The following is a 17,839-nucleotide window of genomic DNA, read 5'->3' on the forward strand; positions in this document are numbered from 1 at the left end:
GATGGACAGCTCGATGGACAGCCCGCTGGACGGTCCGGTGGACGGGCGGTCCCGGACGGCCGAGGACCCGTGGGCCCGGCAGAGGACGTACGCCCGGCTGCGCGACGGACTGAGCGCCTACCGCATGATCGCCGCCATGTGGATCCGCTCCACGATGGCCTACCGCGCGTCCTTCGCGATGACCACCTTCGGCAACTTCGCGGCGACCGGTCTCGACTTCGTCGCGATCCTGCTGATGTACTCGCAGATCGACCGGCTCGGCGGCTACAGCCTGCCCGAGGTCGCCTTCCTGTACGGCGTCTCGGCCACCGCGTTCGGGCTCACGGACCTCGCGCTCGGCTCGATGGACCGGCTCGGGCGCCGGGTGCGCGACGGCACGCTCGACACGCTGCTCGTGCGGCCCGTGCCCGTGCTCGCGCAGGTCGCCGCGGACCGCTTCGCACTGCGCAGGCTGGGCCGGATCACCCAGGGACTGCTGGTCTTCGGGTACGCGGTCACCGCACTCGACATCACCTGGACGCCGCTGAAGCTGCTCCTGGTCCCGCTGATGGTGCTGAGCGGCGCCGCGATCTTCTCGGCCGTCTTCGTGGCCGGCGCGGCCTTCCAGTTCGTCGCGCAGGACGCCTCCGAGGTGCAGAACTCCTTCACGTACGGCGGCAGTACGCTCCTGCAGTACCCGCCGACCGTCTTCGCCAAGGACCTGGTGCGCGGTGTCACCTTCGTGCTTCCGCTCGCCTTCGTGAACTGGCTGCCCGCCCTCTACGTCCTGGGGCGGCCCTATCCGCTCGACCTGCCGGCCTGGGTCGCCTTCGCGCCACCGCTGGTCGCGGCGTGCTGCTGCGTGCTGGCAGGAGCCGCCTGGCGGGCGGGACTTCGTTCCTATCGCAGTACGGGGAGCTGAACCGACATGACAACGGACCTGGTCGCGGACCCGGTTGACGCCTTCATCGAACTCGACCGCGTCGAGAAGGTCTTCGACGTGCGCAAGAAGACCGGCTTCCTGCGCAGCGAGCGCCGTCAGGTGCGCGCGGTGGACTCCCTCTCCTTCACCGTGCCGCGCGGTGAGATGGTCGGCTACATCGGGCCGAACGGCGCCGGAAAGTCCACCACCATCAAGATGCTGACCGGGATCCTCACCCCGAGCGGCGGGCGGCTGCGGGTCGCGGGCATCGACCCGTCACGGGAGCGGACCCGGCTCGCGCGGCGGATCGGGGTCGTCTTCGGGCAGCGCACGACGCTGTGGTGGGACCTCCCGCTGATCGACTCCTACCGGCTGATGCACCGCATGTACCGCATTCCCGACGCCCGTTACCGCGAGAACCTCGACCGATGCGTCGAACTCCTCGAACTGGGCGAGCTGTTGGACGTACCGGTCCGGCAGCTGTCCCTCGGCCAGCGGATGCGCGGGGACATCGCGGCGGCGCTGCTGCACGACCCCGAGGTCCTCTATCTCGACGAGCCGACGATCGGCCTGGACGTGATCAGCAAGGCCAAGGTCCGTTCGTTCCTGCGCGACCTGAACGCCGAGCGCGGCACGACGGTGCTGCTCACCACGCACGACCTCACCGACATCGAGCAGTTGTGCCGGCGGGTGATGGTCATCGACCACGGGCGTCTGATGTACGACGGCCCGCTGACCGGGCTGCACGAGGTGGGGGAGAGCGAGCGGACCCTCGTGGTGGACCTGGAGCGCGAACTGCCGCCCGTCGAGGTGGCGTCGGCGCGGGTGGTGAAGGTGGAGGGCCCCCGGCAGTGGCTGGCCTTCCCCGCGTCGGCGTCGGCGGCCGAGCTGGTGGCGCGGATCGCGGCCGAGTACCCCCTGGTGGACCTCTCGGTGCGGGAGCCGGACATCGAGGCCGTCATCAGCCGCATGTACGAGGAGAAGGCTCTCTCGTAGGCTGGCCCCATGACCGAGGATGTGCCTTCCCGGGGAAGCGACGACCAGCGCCCGGTGCCGCGGGCTCCCGAACCCGCGGGCCCGGAGCTACGAGCCTCCGACGCCGATCGTGAACGGGTCGCCGAAAAGCTCAGGGACGCCCTCGCGGAGGGGCGCCTCGACATGGAGGAGTTCGAGGAGCGGCTGGAGGCGACGTTCAAGGCCCGTACCTACCGGGACCTGGCGCCGCTCACTCAGGATCTGCCGGGTCCGGCCGCCGCGACTCCCGTGAACATGGTCAAGGAGCCAGCCGAGAGCGGGAGTTGGGCCGCGCGGATCGTCGGCGGGGAGGGATCGTCCGCGTGGGGGGTCGCGATCCTGTCCGGGTTCGAGCGCAAGGGCCGCTGGACCGTGCCGCGGCGCTTCAGCTCCTTCGCCTTCATGGGCGGCGGCGAGATCGACCTGCGCGAGGCGAACTTCGCCGAGCGTGAGGTCGTCATCAACTGCGTGGCCGTCATGGGCGGCGTGAACGTCGTGGTGCCGCCCGGCGTGGAGGTCGTCGTCCGCGGCATCGGCATCATGGGCGGCTTCGACCACCGTGAGGAGGGGCGACCGGGCGACCCCGGGGCCCCGCGCGTGATCGTCACGGGCTTCGCGTTCTGGGGCGGGGTCGGCGTGGAGCGGAAGATCACCCGCGCCGAGCGGCAGCGCCTGAGGGAGGAGCGCCGCCAGGAGAAGCTGGAGCGCAAGGCCGGCCGCGGGGCGCTGGAGGACGGCTCGCGCGGCCGCCTCGACGACGTGTACGACGCCCACCTCGAGGCGCTCGAAGAGGCCCGCGACCTGATCCGCGAGCGCCACGAGGAACGCCGGCAAAGGCACGCCGAGCGCCGCGAACGCCACGAGGCCCGCCGTGAGGAACGCCACCGCCGCCACCGCGACTTCTGAGCGGAGCGCAGCCGCCGGCGGCGCGACGTCCGAACGGTGCGCGGCCGCCGTCACCGCGACGTCCGAACGGGGCGGATCGCCGCCGGCCCGTTTTCCGGACCGGGTCGGCCCCGCTACAGCTCCGCCGGGGCCGACCCCTTCAGGTCGTCCAGGTCGAAGACCTCCGCCATCCGCTCGTACCCCTTGTCGCTCGGGTGGAGATGGTCTCCCGAGTCGTAGTCGGAGCGGAGCCTGCGCGGGTCGTACGGGTCGCGCAGCGCCTTGTCGAAGTCGACGACGGCGTCGTACACCAGGCCCGCGCGGATCTCCTCGTTGACGGCCCGGCGCACCGCGTCGCGGCCGCTCGTGTAGCCGCGGTGGCCGCCGAAGGGCATCAGGGTCGCGCCGACGACGCGCAGTCCCCGGGCGTGCGCCTGCTGGACGAGCCGGCGCAGTCCGTCGGTGATCGTGCGCGGGTCTACCTGGTACGGGTTGCGCAGGATGTCGTTGACGCCGAGGTCGATGACGACGGCCTTGACGTTCGTGCGGTCGAGCACGTCACGGCGGAAACGGTTGAGGCCGCTCGGGTTGTCGGCGGGCCGCCCGAGACCGTCGGCCAGGACGCGGTTGCCGCTGATGCCCTGGTTGACGACGCTGTAGCGCGGCACGTCCCCGGAACCGGCCGCGGCGCGCAGCCGCTCCGAAAGGACGTCCGTCCAGCGGTGGTTGGCGCCCGTCGTGGAGGTGATGCCGTCGGTGAGCGAGTCGCCCAGGGCGACGACGGTGCCCGCCGACTCGTTGCTCAGCACGTCGAGGGCGGTCAGATAGCGCCAGTACGGGGTCTGTTCGGTGTACGCGGCGCCGGTCGGGTCCTCGGTGCGGTCGCCCTCGGCGACGTACGAGATCTGCCGCGCGTGCTGGTGATAGGTGACCGGGCCGGACGGGGTGGGGGAGTAGGTGGTCACGAGGACGTCGGTGTCGCGCGGAATGGGGATCCGTACGCCGTCGCTCATCACCTGCTGCCCCGCCGGGACGACCACCGCGGGGCTGCCGGCGAAGGTGAGGCGGCTCATGGTCCCGGCTGCCGCCGCCGCGTCGTTCTCGCCCGCGGCGACCGCGATCGAGGCGTGCGTGATGCGCAGCGGCTGCTGTCCGTAGAGGTTGGAGAGGGTGATGCGGGCGTTGGTGCCGCCGACGCCCACGTGCACGACGTTGCGCACGGAGCGGCCCGCCATGCCGCTCGCCTCGGTGCCGGGTTCGGCTCCGCCGGGTGAGGCCGACCAGGCGCCGACCCAGGTGCCCACGGAGGCGGGGGCCGCGGAGTTGCGCGGGCCGGGGGCGCCGGCGAGGGCGTCGCGGGTGCCGCTTCCGTCGTCGGCCGCGGCGCCCATGTATATGGCTGCGGATATGACCGCGATCACGGCGACGATCGCGGCCAGCAGGGCATAACCGTGACGCTTGGTCATGCGGTGCGTGTCTCCTCGGGCGATGGGAGCCCGAGGCTCCGATGTGATGAACCCATGATGCGTCATGGGGTAGACGGAGAAGGACAGGGCCCCTTCCGGGACGACCCTGAGGCGTCCCGGAGATCTCCCTGAGTTCTCCCCATCCGAACAAGACGCCGGGAACTCCTGTTCCGTTCCAGGAGTCGGTCAGGAAGGGACAATGGGTACGAGGCCTCGGACGGGTCGGCGAACGGGTGGAGCGAATGGAACGCACAGAACCGGAAGCAGCGGATACCGAGGGGCAGAGCGCCCGGCCGGGCGGCACCACGCACCGCGCGGCGACGGCACCCGGCCCGGCGAACCGCACGATGGCCTCGTTCAGTCCCGCCGACGAGGAGAAGCAGCGCGGCGTCCGCCGGATGAAGGCGACGGCGACCGGCCTGCTGCTCCTGGTCGCACTGGTGTACGTCCTCGCCAAGTGGGCCTCCCAGGAGGGTGCGGGCCCCTGGGCCGGATATGTCGCCGCGGCCGCCGAGGCCGGCATGGTCGGCGCGCTCGCCGACTGGTTCGCGGTCACGGCCCTCTTCCGCCATCCGCTCGGCCTGCCCATCCCGCACACCGCGATCATCCCCACCAAGAAGGACCAGCTGGGCGTCTCGCTGGGCGAGTTCGTCGGCGAGAACTTCCTCTCCGAGGAGGTCGTGCGCCAGCGTCTGCGCGCCGTCGGCATCGCCGGCAGGCTGGGTGTCTGGCTCGCCGAACCGGAGCACGCGGACCGGGTCACGGCCGAGCTGGCCACCGCCCTCAGGGGAGCACTGACCGTCCTGCGCGACTCCGACGTGCAGGCGGTGGTCGGCGAGGCCATCACGCGCCGCGCCGATGCCCAGGAGATCGCGCCCGGCATGGGGAAGATGCTGGAGAAGATCGTCTCGGACGGCGGTCACAAGCGGGTCGTGGACCTGATCTGCGCCCGTGCCCACGACTGGCTGGTGCTCCACGACGAGCAGGTCATGGACGCCGTGCAGGGCGGCGCGCCCGGCTGGACCCCGCGTTTCGTCGACAAGAAGGTCGGCGAGCGGGTCTACAAGGAGTTGCTGCGCTTCGTCACCGAGATGCGCGACGCCCCGTCCCACCCGGCGCGCGGCGCCCTCGACCGTTTCCTCGGCGACTTCGCCGCCGACCTCCAGTCCGACACCGACACCCGCGCCCGGGTGGAGCGCCTCAAGGGTGAGGTGCTCGGCCGCGGTGAGGTCCAGGACCTGATCGCATCCGCCTGGACGGCCGTACGATCCATGATCGTTTCCGCCGCCGAGGACGAGCGCAGCGAGCTGCGTCTACGGGTGCGGGCCTCGCTGCTCTCGCTGGGCACACGCATGGCCACCGAACCCAAGCTCCAGGCCAAGGTCGACCGGTGGGTCGAGGGCGCCGCGGTGTACGTCGTGACGACCTACCGCAAGGAGATCACCTCCCTGATCACCGACACCGTCGCCGGCTGGGACGCCGAGCACACGACGCGGAAGATCGAGGCACACATCGGCCGTGACCTGCAGTTCATCCGGATCAATGGCACGGTGGTGGGATCACTGGCCGGACTGCTGATCTACGTGGTGTCGCGAGCGCTGGGGGCGTAACCACCCCGCGGCGGGGAATCCGGTCAGGGTTCGTCGAACGGAGAGGGAGCCATGACCCCACCAGCCCCGCCGGCCCCCGTGCCCGCTTCCATGGGAACCATCACCACGAGTGTCCCCTCCCGCCTCGACCGGCTCCCCTGGTCCCGGTGGCACTGGATGATCGTGATCGGCCTGGGAACCGTCTGGATCCTGGACGGTCTGGAAGTCACCACGGTCGGCAACATCGCGAGCCGGCTCTCCGAGGACGGCAGCGGTCTGTCCATCTCCTCGGCCCAGGTCACCGGCGTCGCCGCGGCGCTCTATGTCGCGGGAGCCTGCGCGGGAGCCCTCTTCTTCGGCTGGCTGACCGACCGTTACGGCCGCAAGAAGCTCTTCATGGTGACGCTCGTCGTCTACCTCGCGGCGACCGCGCTGACCGCGCTCTCCTTCGACGCCTGGTGGTTCTTCACCTTCCGCTTCCTCACCGGCTTCGGTATCGGCGGCGAGTACGCGGCCATCAACTCGGCGATCGACGAGCTCATCCCCGCGAAGTTCCGGGGCCGCGTCGACCTGATCATCAACGGCAGCTACTGGCTCGGCGCGGTCGGCGGCGCACTGCTGTCCATCGTCATGCTGAACACGGACATCTTCCCCAAGGACGTCGGCTGGCGGCTCACCTTCGCCCTCGGAGTGGTCCTCGGGCTGGTGGTCCTGCTGGTCAGGCGGCATGTGCCGGAGAGCCCGCGGTGGCAGTTCATCCACGGTCGCGGCGAGGACGCGGACAAGCTGGTCACCTCCGTCGAGCAGGACATCGAGCGGGAGAAGGGCAGGCCGCTGCCGCGCGCGGAGGGCGAGATCACCATCGAGCAGCGCAAGAGCATCGGCTTCGGGCTCATCGCCCAGACCGTCTTCCGTCGCTACCCCAAACGCGCCGTGCTCGGCCTCTCCCTCTTCATCGGCCAGGCCTTCCTCTACAACGCGATCACCTTCGGCTTCGGTGCCATCCTCACCACGTTCTACGACGTCCCCTCCGGCGGCACCGGCTACTACTTCGCCGTCATCGCGGCCGGCAACTTCGTCGGCCCGCTGCTGCTCGGCAAGCTCTTCGACACGGTCGGCCGCAAGGTGATGATCTCCTCCACGTACCTGCTGTCGGGCGTGCTGCTCTTCGGCACGGCGTGGCTCTTCGGCCAGGGCTCGCTGAACGCCATGACGCTCACCGCGTGCTGGTGCGTCGTGCTGTTCTTCGCCTCGGCGGGCGCCTCCAGCGCGTATCTGACCGTCTCGGAGATCTTCCCGATGGAGACCCGCGCGATGGCCATCGCCTTCTTCTACGCCCTCGGAACGGCCGCCGGTGGTATCAGCGGACCGCTGGTCTTCGCGGACCTCACGTCGTCCGGTGTCGTCGGCGACACGGTGCTCGCCTTCCAGATCGGCGCGGCCCTGATGTGCGCGGCGGGCCTGGTGGCCGCGTTCCTCGCGGTGAAGGCCGCGGGGCGCTCCCTGGAGGACATCGCCGCCCCGCTGTCGACGGCCTCGTCCGGCACGTCCCAGAAGACGGCCTGACCCGCCTCACGGACGACGAGCCGCCCCGGCTCCGCCCGCCGCCTCGGTTCTGCCCGCCTCCCCGGTTCCGTGCACCGAACCGGGGAGGTCCGCCGAGCGGATTCGGCCCGCCGGGTACGAGGACCTGGTCGGTCCGCCGGGGACGAGGACCTGGTCGGTCCGCCGAGTTACGAGGATCTGAGTACGCGTACTCTGTCGGGCCGCCGTCCGGACGGGAACCCTCGTACGCATGACCGAGAAGCTGTTAAGCCCTCTGCGCACGCGCCCCTGGCCGGAACGCTGGCTGACGCGCGTGCTCGGCGCCGCCCTCTCCGGCGCGGCGTACCTCCTCTGCCTGCCCTGGGACCTGCGCAACCGTCCCGAGACGCCCGGGTCACTCACCGAGACGACCCCGGTGACCGTCCTCGGCATCGTGCTGCTCGGCGGGGCCCTGCTGCTCCTGGCGGCCTACTTCGGCCGCCGGGACGCGCTGGCCTGGCCGTTGCTGCTGGTCGCGGCCCCGCCGGCCGCCCTGATGTACGTCTCCTTCCACGCCCACCCGGAGCCCCCGGACGCCGCGGTCTGGCCACTGGCGTGGGCATCCTTCACGTTGGTCGTCGCGGCGGGGGTGCTGGTCGCGACGGCGGTGGCACGGCAGTTCAGGGCGGACCTGGAGGAACAGGCCGACACCCCGCTCCTCACGGGCCGTCGGGCCGGATCCTGCGGCTGAGGGCTGTCCGTAATCCCCGGCGGGTGCACGACGACAGCTACGGCACCTCGCCGCGTTGTCGGATCGCCCGGACACACCGCGGTATGAGGACGACCCTCCGCCTTGCGAGGCACCGCATCTGACACCGCGCGCTGATCCGCCAGGGATTACGGGACAGCCCTCAGGCACCCGTGGTGGACCCCGGTCGGACGATCATCAGTATCGTCACGGCCGCCCAGAGCAGGTTGAAGACGCCGGTGAACATGGCGAGCCGGACCGTCGCCCGGGGGCCCACCACGTCGGTGTCGTGCCAGATGCCCTCCACGATCGCGGTCTGCCGGGGCAGCACCAGCGCCGCGAGCACGGCCGCGGCGAGCGCCGTCAGGACGATGGAGACGATCAGCCAGGTGTCGCCGAGGACACCCATGGCACTGGCGGTGGCGAACCCGAACACGGGGACGACGACGCCGACCGTCGCGTACACCCGGCAGATGCGGTGCAGCAGTTGGACGGTGGAGCGGGCCTGACCGTCCCGGGGCTCGGCGAGCGCCTTACGGGCGGCGGGCGGGAACATGCTGGCGGCGACGGTGACGGGCCCGATCGCGACGATCGCGGCGAGAACGTGCACAGCGAGAAGGAACTTGGTCACGGGCCGACGCTATGGGCGGCCTGGATCTTGGAGAAGTGGCACTTTTGCCAGGGCTCGACGGATTCCCGCCAGCGGCTGTCGCAGTGCCGATCCTCAGTGGTCGTACGGGTCGTAGGACCTGTACGTGGCCGTAGGGGGCCGTACGAGGCCGCACGCGTCCGTAAGGGGCCCGTAGGAGGCCACAGGGGTCGCACGAGCTGAGGGCGCCGCAGCGGGACCGACCGGCGGCTCACCGTGGCGGTAGTGGGGCCCCTTGGCCATAATCCGTCGGACGCCTACGCTCTGGCCATGCACACCGTCGCCGTACTGGCCCTCGACCAGGTGATCCCGTTCGACCTCTCGGTCCCGATCGACGCCTTCGGCCGGGCGCGCCTGCCGGACGGCCGCGCGGCGTACCGGATCCGGGTCTGTTCGGTCGAGGCGGGCCAGGAGGTCGGCGCGGGCCTGTTCACGCTGCGTGCGCCCTACGGCCTGGAGGCGCTGGCCGAGGCGGACACGATCATCCTGCCCGGGACCGAGAACCCCACCGCCCCGCTCCCGCCGGGGGTCGCCGAGGCGCTGCGCGCGGCGGCCGCGAACGGCACCCGGATCGCGTCGATCTGCGTCGGCGCCTTCGTCCTCGCCGCCACCGGCCTGCTGGACGGGCTGCGCGCGACCACCCACTGGATCGCGGCCGGGGACCTGGCGGCCCTGCACCCCGCCGTGACCGTCGACCCGAACGTCCTCTACGTCGACAACGGCCAGTTCCTCACCTCGGCGGGCGCGGCCGCGGCCCTCGACATGTGCCTGCACCTGATCCGCCGGGACCACGGTTCGGCCGTCGCGGCGCACGCGGCCCGGCTGTCGGTGATGCCGCTCGAACGGGAGGGCGGCCAGGCCCAGTTCATCGTCCACGCCCAGCCGCCGGCACCGGCCGGCACGACCATGGAGCCGCTGCTCGGCTGGCTGGAGGACAACGCGGACCGGGACCTGACCCTGGAGGACATCGCCGTCCGGGCCGGCACGAGCACCCGCACCCTCAACCGCCGCTTCCGCGAACAGACCGGCACCACACCACTCCAGTGGCTCCACCGCGCCCGCGTCCGCCGCGCCCAGTACCTCCTGGAGACGACCACGTACCCGGTCGAACGCATCGCGACCCAGGCGGGCTTCGGCTCCCCGACCGCCTTCCGCGAACGTTTCAAACGGGTGGTGGGGACGAGCCCGTACGCGTACCGGCGGGCGTTTCAGGGGGCGGAGGAGCGGGTCTCCTGAGGCGGAGGCGCGGTCGCGCTGCGCGCCGGCCCTCCGTGCTCTGTGCTCGGCCTCGCTGCGGTGCTCAGGCGCGCCGGTCGGCCACGGCCCAGGAGGCGAGGGCGACGGCCCCGGCGACCCCGAACACGGAGGGCCAGGCGCCCACCTTCTTGGCCAGCGGATGCGACCCGGCGAAGGCGGCGACGTACGCGACGGTCAGCGCCCCGGCGGCCTTCCCGCCGGCCTGCCGCCGCCACTGCTGCGCGGCCGCGGCCCCCGCGGCGGCCAGCACGACCCCGCCGAGCTGCCGCTTCTTCGTCCACCGGGCCACGCCGTACCCACCGACAAGCCCACCGGCGGCCACCACCGCGGCCGGTACCTTCGCCATTGCTGCCTCCTGCGCCTACCTGTGCCTGCACTTACCTGCACATGCTGAACAAACCGAGGCTAACCCGGACGGACGGCTGACCGACGGTCGCCCTCCAACCCTCGTATGAACGCCCGCCAGGGGTGCGAGCGGAAGGCGACGACGGGTCCGCAGGTCTCCTTGGAATCGCGCACGAGGACGCTGTCCACGCCGCGTGCGCACTCGACGCATTCGCCGCCCGCGCCGTTGCTGTAGGAGGACGTGAACCAGCCGGAGGTGTGGGCGGCCATGGACGGTGCGACGTTCATCTCGCATACCCCTTGAGGACGGTCTCGATCAGTTCGGCGGAGCGCCGAGGGCTCAAAGCCGCTGCTCGCAGTCCGTCGAAGGCCCTCGTGTACTCACGCACATGATGCTCGCCTTCGAGGTATACGGCATCGGTGATGCCGTCTCGATAGACGAGGTCCGGGTCCTCCTGGTCGGGGAAGCCGAGCAGCGTGAACGAACCAGTGGCCGGGTAGGTGCCCGCATCGAAGGGCAGCACCTGCAGCGTCACACTAGGCAACTCGATAGATTCCAGGATTCGTTCGAGCTGTTCGCGCATGAGAGCTCGATCCCCGATGACATTGCGCAACGCGCCCTCGTTCACGATGAACCAGGCCTCGGGACCGCCGGCCCGCGTCAACATTGCCTGCCGTTCCATCCGCACCCGCACGGCACGGTCGATGTCCTGGGCGGACAGATGCGCGCCGGTCCTGTGGAGTTCACCGGCGTACGCCGGGGTCTGCATCAGCCCCGGCAACAGCTCGCACTGGTACTGGCGGAACGTGGAGGCGTCCTGCTCCAGACCGATGTAGATGGAGAACCACTCCGGAACCCCGGCGCCGTGCACCTGCCACCAACCCCGAGTCCTTGCCTGCCGGGCCAGCGCCTTCAGAAACTCACGCAGCTCGTCACTTGTGGCGTAGAACCGGCACAGGGCATCGATGTCGGACGGCTGGATCTTGCCGCTGCCCGTCTCCATCCGATTGACCTTGGAGCCACTCCAGTCCAGCGCGGCACCAACCTGAGCGCAGGTCAGCGCACTCTGCTCGCGGAGCTTCTTCAGTTCGATCGAGAGACGTCGACGACGTGCAGTCGGCGATCCGGCCATCCCAACCCCTCCCCTGATAACGGGCGTTCAGTCTTTCGCCAAGGGGGGTGCGTGCCAATCACTCGGAAGTGGGAATCCCCCCGTGCACATTGCACGGGGGGATTCGCAGCCGCCATCCTGACAAGCGACGCCACTCGGTGTGAGCGTACGTAACGCTCTGTCAATCTACGGGGATGGCGTTCCGTCGATGAGAGGGGTCTCGGTGATCCAACAGGCGTGCATGTCACGGAAGCCGTGGGACTTGGCCTTTCTGGCCGAACCCGAGGAAGTGGCCGCGCTGCGCCGCATCGTGCGGTTGCAACTTGAGCTCTGGGGCTTAGGGGAAGCCACTGATACGGCCCAACTCTGTGTCAGCGAGCTCGTCTCGAACGTGATCACTCATGTCGGCCCGGGCACCCCGACCACGCTCGCCGTCTCAATAAAGGGCACCTATCTGCGCATTGAAGTCCACGACCCCGACACCAGGGCTCTCCCGACGCTTCTTGACGCGAGTGCCGACTCCGAAGGTGGCCGTGGCATGGCGCTCGTCGGCGCGATTGCGGATCACTGGGGCGTCCAACTCCATGCCGATCGAAAGGTCACCTGGTGTGAGCTGGCGACCAGTCTGAACGCACCCAACAGCCACACTGGTGGTGCCGGCGTAGCAAGAGCGGACGTCCTCCTCAGCGCCTATGGCTCGGCGAGGGCGGCCCGACACACGAGCTCGAGCACCTCAGCTCTGGCAGCGGCTATGGCGGCGGAAACGGCAGTCGACGTCATCACTGATCTCCTCCACTGGCTGCAAGCACACGGCCGCGACGTGGACGATGCGCTGGAACGCGCGCAGAGGCACTTTGAGGCGGAAGCATGCGCGGGGGAAGAAGATCGACTATGAGGTGCTACCCCGCAGCGATTGCGGAGTATGTCCAGACGTCCGCCGGAATCTCATGTGCCAACTTCCACGTGATCGCCATCGGCTTGCTCCCTTCGTGCCCGTCATACTCGCCGGGGCCGAGCAACATCCATGGCTGGGCTCCGCCGATATCAGCGTTCTTGTAGCGGCGAACGAAGAGCAAGACATGGCTACCTTCCCTGGAGTGGTGCTGGTAGCGGAGGCCGGTAGGGGAAGTGGCCGAGGTCTGGTTCTGTGACTCCCAGTGGAAGCGGGTCTCGCTCAGCGCATAGTCGTGATAGCGGGTCTGAGGGGAGAAGTCCTTCTCGTCTTTATCCAAAGTGATCAGTAGGGCGTCGGTCTTGATCGAGTCACACCACTTGACTCCCTCGCGGAAGTCGCCTGGCATAAAGCCGCCGATGAAGGATTGGCCGAGCGCGGGGAGGATCTCTTCTCGACTGTAGGAGGCGTGCACCGTCAGCGGAATGCCCGCCTTCCCGCCGACCCCGAGCAGCGGGATGGGCACATGCTCGGTGTGGGCGAGGTTGTACGCCAACACCTGACGGAGCTCGTCGCGCACGGCGTGCTGGCGGCGCAACGTCGAAAATCCGGCATCATAACTCGCGAAGCTCTTCCGGGTGATTCCACCGAGCGGCCAGATCTGGAAGAACAGCATGCGGGCGTAAGCCTGTCCCTGTTCGTCCAATGCGTGGTAATCAGGGGCGTCATCTTCCAGCAGTCGCGTGTACGCGGCGACGCGCAGCGGGTCGTCCACGTGAAGGAAGGCGGAAACGCGCTTGAGTAGCGTGGCTTCACCTTCGGGCGCCTCGCTTTTCAGAAGTCCAGAACGCCGGAGCAACCCAGTCCATGAGTTCCCGTTTCCGCGGTAGAGCTCCCGTAGCTCCCGCCCACTCTCGTCTAGATACTTGCTAAGCCTCGGCTCGGCGTAGTCTGCGACTTCCCTAGCGAGAGCAGTCACATTGACACCGATCTGCTCCTTGATGTTGGCGATGATGACGTTCTTAGCCTTCTCCTCAAGAATGATCTGGCAGCCAGAGGGGAGCTGCGGAAAGTCATGCTCGATGTTGTCCAGGAGTCGCTTACGGGTGAGGTTCGTCAACGCTCTGAACTGGTTCTCGAAGCGGAATTCTTTACGGTGCTGACCGATGAAGTCCAGTACTGTCAGCACTGCTTTGCCCTCCGTGCGACGGAGGCCACGGCCAAGTTGCTGGAGGAACACGGTCGCGCTGGAAGTAGGGCGCAGCAGGAGCAGTGTGTCTACGTCGGGGATGTCGAGGCCCTCGTTGAAGAGGTCGACCGAGAAGATTACCTGTAGTGACCCCGACCGGAGATCGGCCAGTGCTTGATCACGCTGGTTGGTTGGGGTCTCGCCCGACAGAGCAACGGCATGGAGACCCGCTGCCCGGAAGTACTCGGCCATGAAGTGCGCGTGCGCGACCGACACACAGAAGCCCAAGGCGCGCATGGTTCCAGGCTCAGCGATCTTCTCCTCGACCGCCTTCGCAACCAGTCGAGCCCGCGCGTCATTACCCGTAAGTACATTGCTTAGAGCGCTCGCGTCGTACGCTCCACGCTTCCACTCCACCGTGCTCAGGTCGGTGTTGTCACTGATTCCGAAGTAGTGGAACGGGCTGAGGAGATCGTTCTCCAAGGCTTCCCACAGCCGCATCTCGGCAGCGATGCGGCCATCGAAGAACTCATTTTGGACGTTCTTGCCGTCCATGCGCTCAGGGGTCGCTGTCAGCCCCAGCAGTTCCAACGGCTGGAAGTGATCGAGAATCTTCCGGTACGTCGGCGAGGTGCCGTGATGGAACTCGTCGATCACAATCACGTCGAAGTGGTCGGGAGAGAGCCGGGTCAGTGCGCCAGCGTTCAGCGACTGCACGCTGGCGAAGACGTGTGTCCATCGCTCCGGGATTTCCCCGCTGTGGAGGGATTCCCCGAAGTTCGGGTTCACCAAGACATCTTGGTAGGTCCGCAGAGACTGCTGCAAGATCTCCTTGCGGTGGGCGACGAACAGCAGCCGCAGGTTGCGGTCGTGCTTCTTGCACAGCTGCTTGTAGTCGAGAGCCGCCATGACGGTCTTACCGGTGCCCGTCGCGGCCACCAGCAGATTCCGGTGTCGGTCATGAACGCTGCGCTCAACTTCGAGTCGCTCCAGCATGTCGCGCTGGTGTGGGTAAGGCCGCACCTCAAGGCCGGACAGCGTGATTCTTCGGGCCGCGGACGACGTCGAGGACGTACCTCCCGCGATCGCCAACGCCTCCTGCAAGCGGGCTCCATCCGCATCAGGGTTGTAGGTCTCGAAGGAGGGGTCGCTCCAGTACGCCTCGAAGGTTGCTTCGAACTTACGCAAGACGTCTGGAGTGGCGATGGAAGACAGTCGGACGTTCCACTCCAGTCCATCGAGCAGGGCGGCCTTGGAGAGGTTGGAGCTACCGACGTATGCCGTGTCATAGCCACTGCCGCGCCGGAACAACCAGGCTTTGGCGTGCAGGCGAGTGGAGCGCGTCTCGTAGTTGACCTTGACCTCGGCGTTGAACTCCCGCACCAGCCGGTCCAGGGCGCGCCGCTCAGTTGCTCCGATGTAGGTCGTTGTGATGACGCGTATCGGCACGTCCCGATCGTGGGCGGCTTTCAAGGACTGCTCGATGATGCGTAGACCGTGCCACTTCACAAAGGCGCAGAGCAGATCGACGCGGTCGGCGGTGGCGAGTTCGGCGCGCAGTTCGAAGCCGAGGCTTGGATCTTCGGGCGAGTTGGTGATGAGCGCAGTGTCAGAGAGCGGGATGCCGGGGCGCAGTGTGAAGACCCCGGGTGCCTCCTGCTTGGTCAGCGCGAGGAGTTGGCGAGGCCCGTCTGCCACCAGGTCCACCCACTGTTGCGCTCCCTCAAGCGTGCTGATGGAGTCCAAGATGTGGTTTGCCGCGTATACCCGTTCCTCTGCGGGGAGGTTCTGTAGCACGTGGCGTACCGTCCGGGCGATGTGTCCTGCCAGGACATGGGGAACGGACTCGGTCCCGACTGCGTCGCTCACCGGATGCCACCCGAGGCTCGCGAACTCCTTCAACTTCTGTTCGAAGCGCACGGTGATGAGTTCCTCGTACACCCCCACGGCCGGCTGCGTCAGATCCCCCGACTCGGACACGCTGATCCCCTTGGTCGCTCAAGTAGCTCTGCTCATGTCTAACAGAGGCCGCCGACAGCGGGCTGGCGCTGACCAACCGCTGGACGTAGAAGAGGTCCGTCGGTTTTCCACTGGCATGGGGGCCGCGCCCCTCAGTGATCAGACATCCGATGCGGTGAAGCCGTCAAGCGGCGGTCGTGAGGGGTGGCGCTAGCTGGCCGGGGGAAGGTAATGGGCCCGCTGGCACTCCTAAAGACGATGCTGATACGTGCCAACTATGCCGTGTTGCCTTAGAATCATTTCATGTCTCAAGTGAAACTCGGAAATATCCTGCGTTCGGTAGCCCGGCGAATGCATGCAGATTTCGAGCAGTCAAGAAACTTCGGTCATAACGGTGAAGCCGGTACTTCTCGGGAAGCGCTCGTACGGGATTTTCTCGCCAGCTATCTGCCATCTCATGTGAAAACGGTACACAACGCCGAGATCGTCACCGCATCAGGCGAGACGTCTCCGCAATGCGACATCGTCCTCGCAGATCGAGGGACTCCGCCTTTCACCACGCTGAGCGGATATCGAATACTTCCCAATGAGTGTGTGTATGGGGTCGTTGAAGTAAAGACCAAGCTAGACAAGGATCAACTCTTAGACGCGTGCAACAAAATTAGCAAGCTGCGGCGCATGTCGAAGAATTCCTTCCGCCCGACGCCCGGCCTTATCCCGCGGAAAACCGTCGCTCACGGAAAAATCTACGACTTTTTTCCCACTTCAGGAATCATCGTCGCCTTCGACAGTCTTAAGTTGGAGACCATCGGGGGCCATCTCATGAACTGGTGCCAGACTAGGCCTCCATCGGATTGGCCGGACAGTGTGTGGATCCTTGGTAAGGGGCAATTGCAATGGCAGAATCCTGAAACTCAACTTCTTGAGCGTTCGCCTCAGCCAGGATCGCTGCTCGCACAGATAGATGCAGATCCTACTCAAGACATCTTGCTGGCCCTCGCCCTCCACTTGAACATTCACTTCTCGGATGCTTGGATGCACCCGCTCGATCTCATACCGTATGCGGGAGCCACTCGCCTCGGCAGCATTTCACGCCGATGGCGCATGACTCCCGCGGGTACGCCCCCCAGGATATTGGAAGGTCCGTAAGTGGAAATTTAGAAAGCTGACTCGTCTGGTACCGATTCTCCAATGAAGCTACCGTTTTCCGCCATGTAAACTATTTCAACTCCGTAGGATTCGCAGAGGTCAAACATATCCAGATCGGGCTTTGCGGGGAGGAGGATGACCCGTTTGGGCGGTTCTTGGTGTTCCTCGGTCCGCACGTAGCGGCTGTAGTCGAGAATCTTCCCTAAAGCCATCCTCACGTCCTCGCGGCTTGGAGATCCTTTGGCTTCATAGAGTACGTGCCCTGTTGCGTCATAGAGATCTGTCCGCAACGTGGATGTGAGCCCCTTGACCTTGATCTGGAATGCACCAGTCTTGCGCCCAATGGATTTAAGGTAGGCCACGTAAGTGCGGGTGAGCTCGGCCTTACGGTGCACGGCGATATGGGCTGCGGTGGACGAGCGAACGCTCATCCTCTTGTTGAAGGTTTCTGAAACAACAAGGCTGCCGCTAGTAGCTGCATTTTCGGCTGCCTGCCGCAAGGCCTTGGAGCTACTTCTTTTACTTCTCTGGTTCTGTAGGGAGGGCAGTACGCCAGTCGTCGCAGGGTCGCTTTGAAGTGATGCTGCAGTAACTATCTCGAAGGGGACGATTTCCCCCATCGTCTCTTCTGCGGCTGGGATGACGTTATGTGGCGAGTGCTGGACTTCTCCATCTGGTCGCAGACGAAAGACAATGACATTGCGTTCCTTCTTGTCTTCGCCGTGCACCCTGCGCCACACGTAAGGTTCCAGAGCGTCCAGAGTGAATTCGCCGAGATACTCATGCGTCTTGGTGCCACTATGAGGAACTTGGCCGACCTGCGTGAAAACGCGCAGCGCTCGACCTTGCTCGACGTGAAGCAGGATGGCGCGGTTGCCTGAGCCGGCGACCCCAGTGAACGTCTGATTGCCAGACTTCCCAGCCCCTGTGTACTCGAATATGGGCCCGAGGCTGTCTTCCTCTGCTAACCAGCCGTCGTAGTAGCCGTTGACCTCCCCCACTGCAGGGTCCGAGTAGAGGTTGACGCTTCGTTCTTCGACGGCGGGGCATATGCCGCCCTGTGAGCTCCCCCCGAAGACCTGTCTGATCTCTGCGCGCGTACGCACGTTTCCGGGAACAATCGTGTCTTTTTCTGTCGCCATGTCATGACTCTAACAACT

At 67.0% G+C, this 17,839-nt stretch carries 16 protein-coding genes; 9 read left to right on the top strand and 7 right to left on the bottom strand.

Annotation, left to right across the window (positions count from 1 at the left end; all coding sequences use genetic code 11):
- Nucleotide 1: 1 nt before the first annotated feature.
- From OG199_RS25945 to OG199_RS25955, 3 genes are read left to right on the top strand one after another with little or no spacing between them, the layout of a single operon-like run.
- Nucleotides 2–901: an ABC transporter permease gene (locus OG199_RS25945; protein WP_405831489.1), complete on the top strand. Its 900-nt coding sequence runs from the start codon at nt 2–4 to the stop codon at nt 899–901.
- A 6-nt stretch (nt 902–907) separates the two neighbouring features.
- Nucleotides 908–1,897 carry an ATP-binding cassette domain-containing protein gene (locus OG199_RS25950; protein ID WP_356798513.1) on the top strand — a complete coding sequence of 330 codons (990 nt, stop codon included), beginning with the start codon at nt 908–910 and terminating at the stop codon, nt 1,895–1,897.
- A gap of 9 nt (nt 1,898–1,906) precedes the next feature.
- Complete coding sequence (locus OG199_RS25955; RefSeq protein WP_356798515.1) at nt 1,907–2,821, top strand: DUF1707 domain-containing protein; 915 nt, start codon at nt 1,907–1,909, stop codon at nt 2,819–2,821.
- Between the two features lie 113 nt (nt 2,822–2,934).
- Here the strand turns inward: OG199_RS25955 and OG199_RS25960 are convergent, their stop codons facing one another.
- Nucleotides 2,935–4,266: an SGNH/GDSL hydrolase family protein gene (locus OG199_RS25960; protein ID WP_405831491.1), complete on the bottom strand. Its 1,332-nt coding sequence runs from the start codon at nt 4,264–4,266 to the stop codon at nt 2,935–2,937.
- Between the two features lie 242 nt (nt 4,267–4,508).
- Between OG199_RS25960 and OG199_RS25965 the strand changes: the two genes are divergently transcribed.
- From OG199_RS25965 to OG199_RS25975, 3 genes are all read left to right on the top strand, one after another.
- Nucleotides 4,509–5,876, top strand: coding sequence for a DUF445 domain-containing protein (locus OG199_RS25965; RefSeq protein ID WP_405831493.1), 1,368 nt, complete (start codon nt 4,509–4,511; stop codon nt 5,874–5,876).
- Between the two features lie 51 nt (nt 5,877–5,927).
- Nucleotides 5,928–7,421, top strand: coding sequence for an MFS transporter (locus OG199_RS25970; protein ID WP_405831495.1), 1,494 nt, complete (start codon nt 5,928–5,930; stop codon nt 7,419–7,421).
- A gap of 229 nt (nt 7,422–7,650) precedes the next feature.
- On the top strand, nt 7,651–8,130 hold the full coding sequence (locus OG199_RS25975; protein ID WP_405831497.1) for a hypothetical protein: 480 nt from the start codon (nt 7,651–7,653) through the stop codon (nt 8,128–8,130).
- A 160-nt stretch (nt 8,131–8,290) separates the two neighbouring features.
- Here OG199_RS25975 and OG199_RS25980 read toward each other — a convergent pair whose 3' ends face one another.
- Nucleotides 8,291–8,758 carry a hypothetical protein gene (locus OG199_RS25980; protein WP_356798525.1) on the bottom strand — a complete coding sequence of 156 codons (468 nt, stop codon included), beginning with the start codon at nt 8,756–8,758 and terminating at the stop codon, nt 8,291–8,293.
- Between the two features lie 288 nt (nt 8,759–9,046).
- On the opposite strand from OG199_RS25980, the gene OG199_RS25985 reads away from it, so the two are divergent.
- Nucleotides 9,047–10,012 (top strand): GlxA family transcriptional regulator, encoded by a 966-nt coding sequence (locus OG199_RS25985; protein WP_405831499.1) that lies wholly within the window; start codon nt 9,047–9,049, stop codon nt 10,010–10,012.
- A 64-nt stretch (nt 10,013–10,076) separates the two neighbouring features.
- Here OG199_RS25985 and OG199_RS25990 read toward each other — a convergent pair whose 3' ends face one another.
- From OG199_RS25990 to OG199_RS26000, 3 genes are read right to left on the bottom strand one after another with little or no spacing between them, the layout of a single operon-like run.
- Nucleotides 10,077–10,379, bottom strand: coding sequence for a hypothetical protein (locus OG199_RS25990; RefSeq protein WP_405831501.1), 303 nt, complete (start codon nt 10,377–10,379; stop codon nt 10,077–10,079).
- A gap of 59 nt (nt 10,380–10,438) precedes the next feature.
- On the bottom strand, nt 10,439–10,666 hold the full coding sequence (locus OG199_RS25995; RefSeq protein ID WP_405831503.1) for a DUF397 domain-containing protein: 228 nt from the start codon (nt 10,664–10,666) through the stop codon (nt 10,439–10,441).
- Nucleotides 10,663–11,511, bottom strand: a complete 849-nt coding sequence (locus OG199_RS26000; RefSeq protein ID WP_405831505.1) for a helix-turn-helix domain-containing protein — start codon at nt 11,509–11,511, stop codon at nt 10,663–10,665. Before OG199_RS26000 ends, OG199_RS25995 begins: the two co-directional genes overlap by 4 nt.
- Before the next feature lie 220 nt (nt 11,512–11,731).
- On the opposite strand from OG199_RS26000, the gene OG199_RS26005 reads away from it, so the two are divergent.
- Nucleotides 11,732–12,385: an ATP-binding protein gene (locus OG199_RS26005; protein WP_405834666.1), complete on the top strand. Its 654-nt coding sequence runs from the start codon at nt 11,732–11,734 to the stop codon at nt 12,383–12,385.
- Between the two features lie 4 nt (nt 12,386–12,389).
- Here the strand turns inward: OG199_RS26005 and OG199_RS26010 are convergent, their stop codons facing one another.
- Nucleotides 12,390–15,551, bottom strand: a complete 3,162-nt coding sequence (locus OG199_RS26010; protein WP_405831507.1) for a DUF3427 domain-containing protein — start codon at nt 15,549–15,551, stop codon at nt 12,390–12,392.
- 282 nt (nt 15,552–15,833) lie between these two features.
- Between OG199_RS26010 and OG199_RS26015 the strand changes: the two genes are divergently transcribed.
- Nucleotides 15,834–16,679 carry a DUF6602 domain-containing protein gene (locus OG199_RS26015; protein WP_405831509.1) on the top strand — a complete coding sequence of 282 codons (846 nt, stop codon included), beginning with the start codon at nt 15,834–15,836 and terminating at the stop codon, nt 16,677–16,679.
- Between the two features lie 8 nt (nt 16,680–16,687).
- On the opposite strand, the gene OG199_RS26020 is transcribed toward OG199_RS26015, so the two are convergent.
- Nucleotides 16,688–17,821: a hypothetical protein gene (locus OG199_RS26020; protein ID WP_405831510.1), complete on the bottom strand. Its 1,134-nt coding sequence runs from the start codon at nt 17,819–17,821 to the stop codon at nt 16,688–16,690.
- Between the last annotated feature and the right edge of the window lie 18 nt (nt 17,822–17,839).

Origin of the sequence: Streptomyces sp. NBC_01176 (genome assembly GCF_045039825.1) — a bacterium.
Classification (GTDB): domain Bacteria; phylum Actinomycetota; class Actinomycetes; order Streptomycetales; family Streptomycetaceae; genus Streptomyces.

What these genes read in the sequence shown, in the direction of transcription:
- OG199_RS25945 (WP_405831489.1), top strand. Translation starts at nt 2, where the DNA reads ATGGACAGCTCGATGGACAGCCCGCTGGACGGTCCGGTGGACGGGCGG.
- OG199_RS25950 (WP_356798513.1), top strand. Translation starts at nt 908, where the DNA reads ATGACAACGGACCTGGTCGCGGACCCGGTTGACGCCTTCATCGAACTC.
- OG199_RS25955 (WP_356798515.1), top strand. Translation starts at nt 1,907, where the DNA reads ATGACCGAGGATGTGCCTTCCCGGGGAAGCGACGACCAGCGCCCGGTG.
- OG199_RS25960 (WP_405831491.1), bottom strand. Translation starts at nt 4,266, where the DNA reads ATGACCAAGCGTCACGGTTATGCCCTGCTGGCCGCGATCGTCGCCGTG.
- OG199_RS25965 (WP_405831493.1), top strand. Translation starts at nt 4,509, where the DNA reads ATGGAACGCACAGAACCGGAAGCAGCGGATACCGAGGGGCAGAGCGCC.
- OG199_RS25970 (WP_405831495.1), top strand. Translation starts at nt 5,928, where the DNA reads ATGACCCCACCAGCCCCGCCGGCCCCCGTGCCCGCTTCCATGGGAACC.
- OG199_RS25975 (WP_405831497.1), top strand. Translation starts at nt 7,651, where the DNA reads ATGACCGAGAAGCTGTTAAGCCCTCTGCGCACGCGCCCCTGGCCGGAA.
- OG199_RS25985 (WP_405831499.1), top strand. Translation starts at nt 9,047, where the DNA reads ATGCACACCGTCGCCGTACTGGCCCTCGACCAGGTGATCCCGTTCGAC.
- OG199_RS25990 (WP_405831501.1), bottom strand. Translation starts at nt 10,379, where the DNA reads ATGGCGAAGGTACCGGCCGCGGTGGTGGCCGCCGGTGGGCTTGTCGGT.
- OG199_RS25995 (WP_405831503.1), bottom strand. Translation starts at nt 10,666, where the DNA reads ATGAACGTCGCACCGTCCATGGCCGCCCACACCTCCGGCTGGTTCACG.
- OG199_RS26000 (WP_405831505.1), bottom strand. Translation starts at nt 11,511, where the DNA reads ATGGCCGGATCGCCGACTGCACGTCGTCGACGTCTCTCGATCGAACTG.
- OG199_RS26005 (WP_405834666.1), top strand. Translation starts at nt 11,732, where the DNA reads ATGTCACGGAAGCCGTGGGACTTGGCCTTTCTGGCCGAACCCGAGGAA.
- OG199_RS26015 (WP_405831509.1), top strand. Translation starts at nt 15,834, where the DNA reads ATGTCTCAAGTGAAACTCGGAAATATCCTGCGTTCGGTAGCCCGGCGA.
- OG199_RS26020 (WP_405831510.1), bottom strand. Translation starts at nt 17,821, where the DNA reads ATGGCGACAGAAAAAGACACGATTGTTCCCGGAAACGTGCGTACGCGC.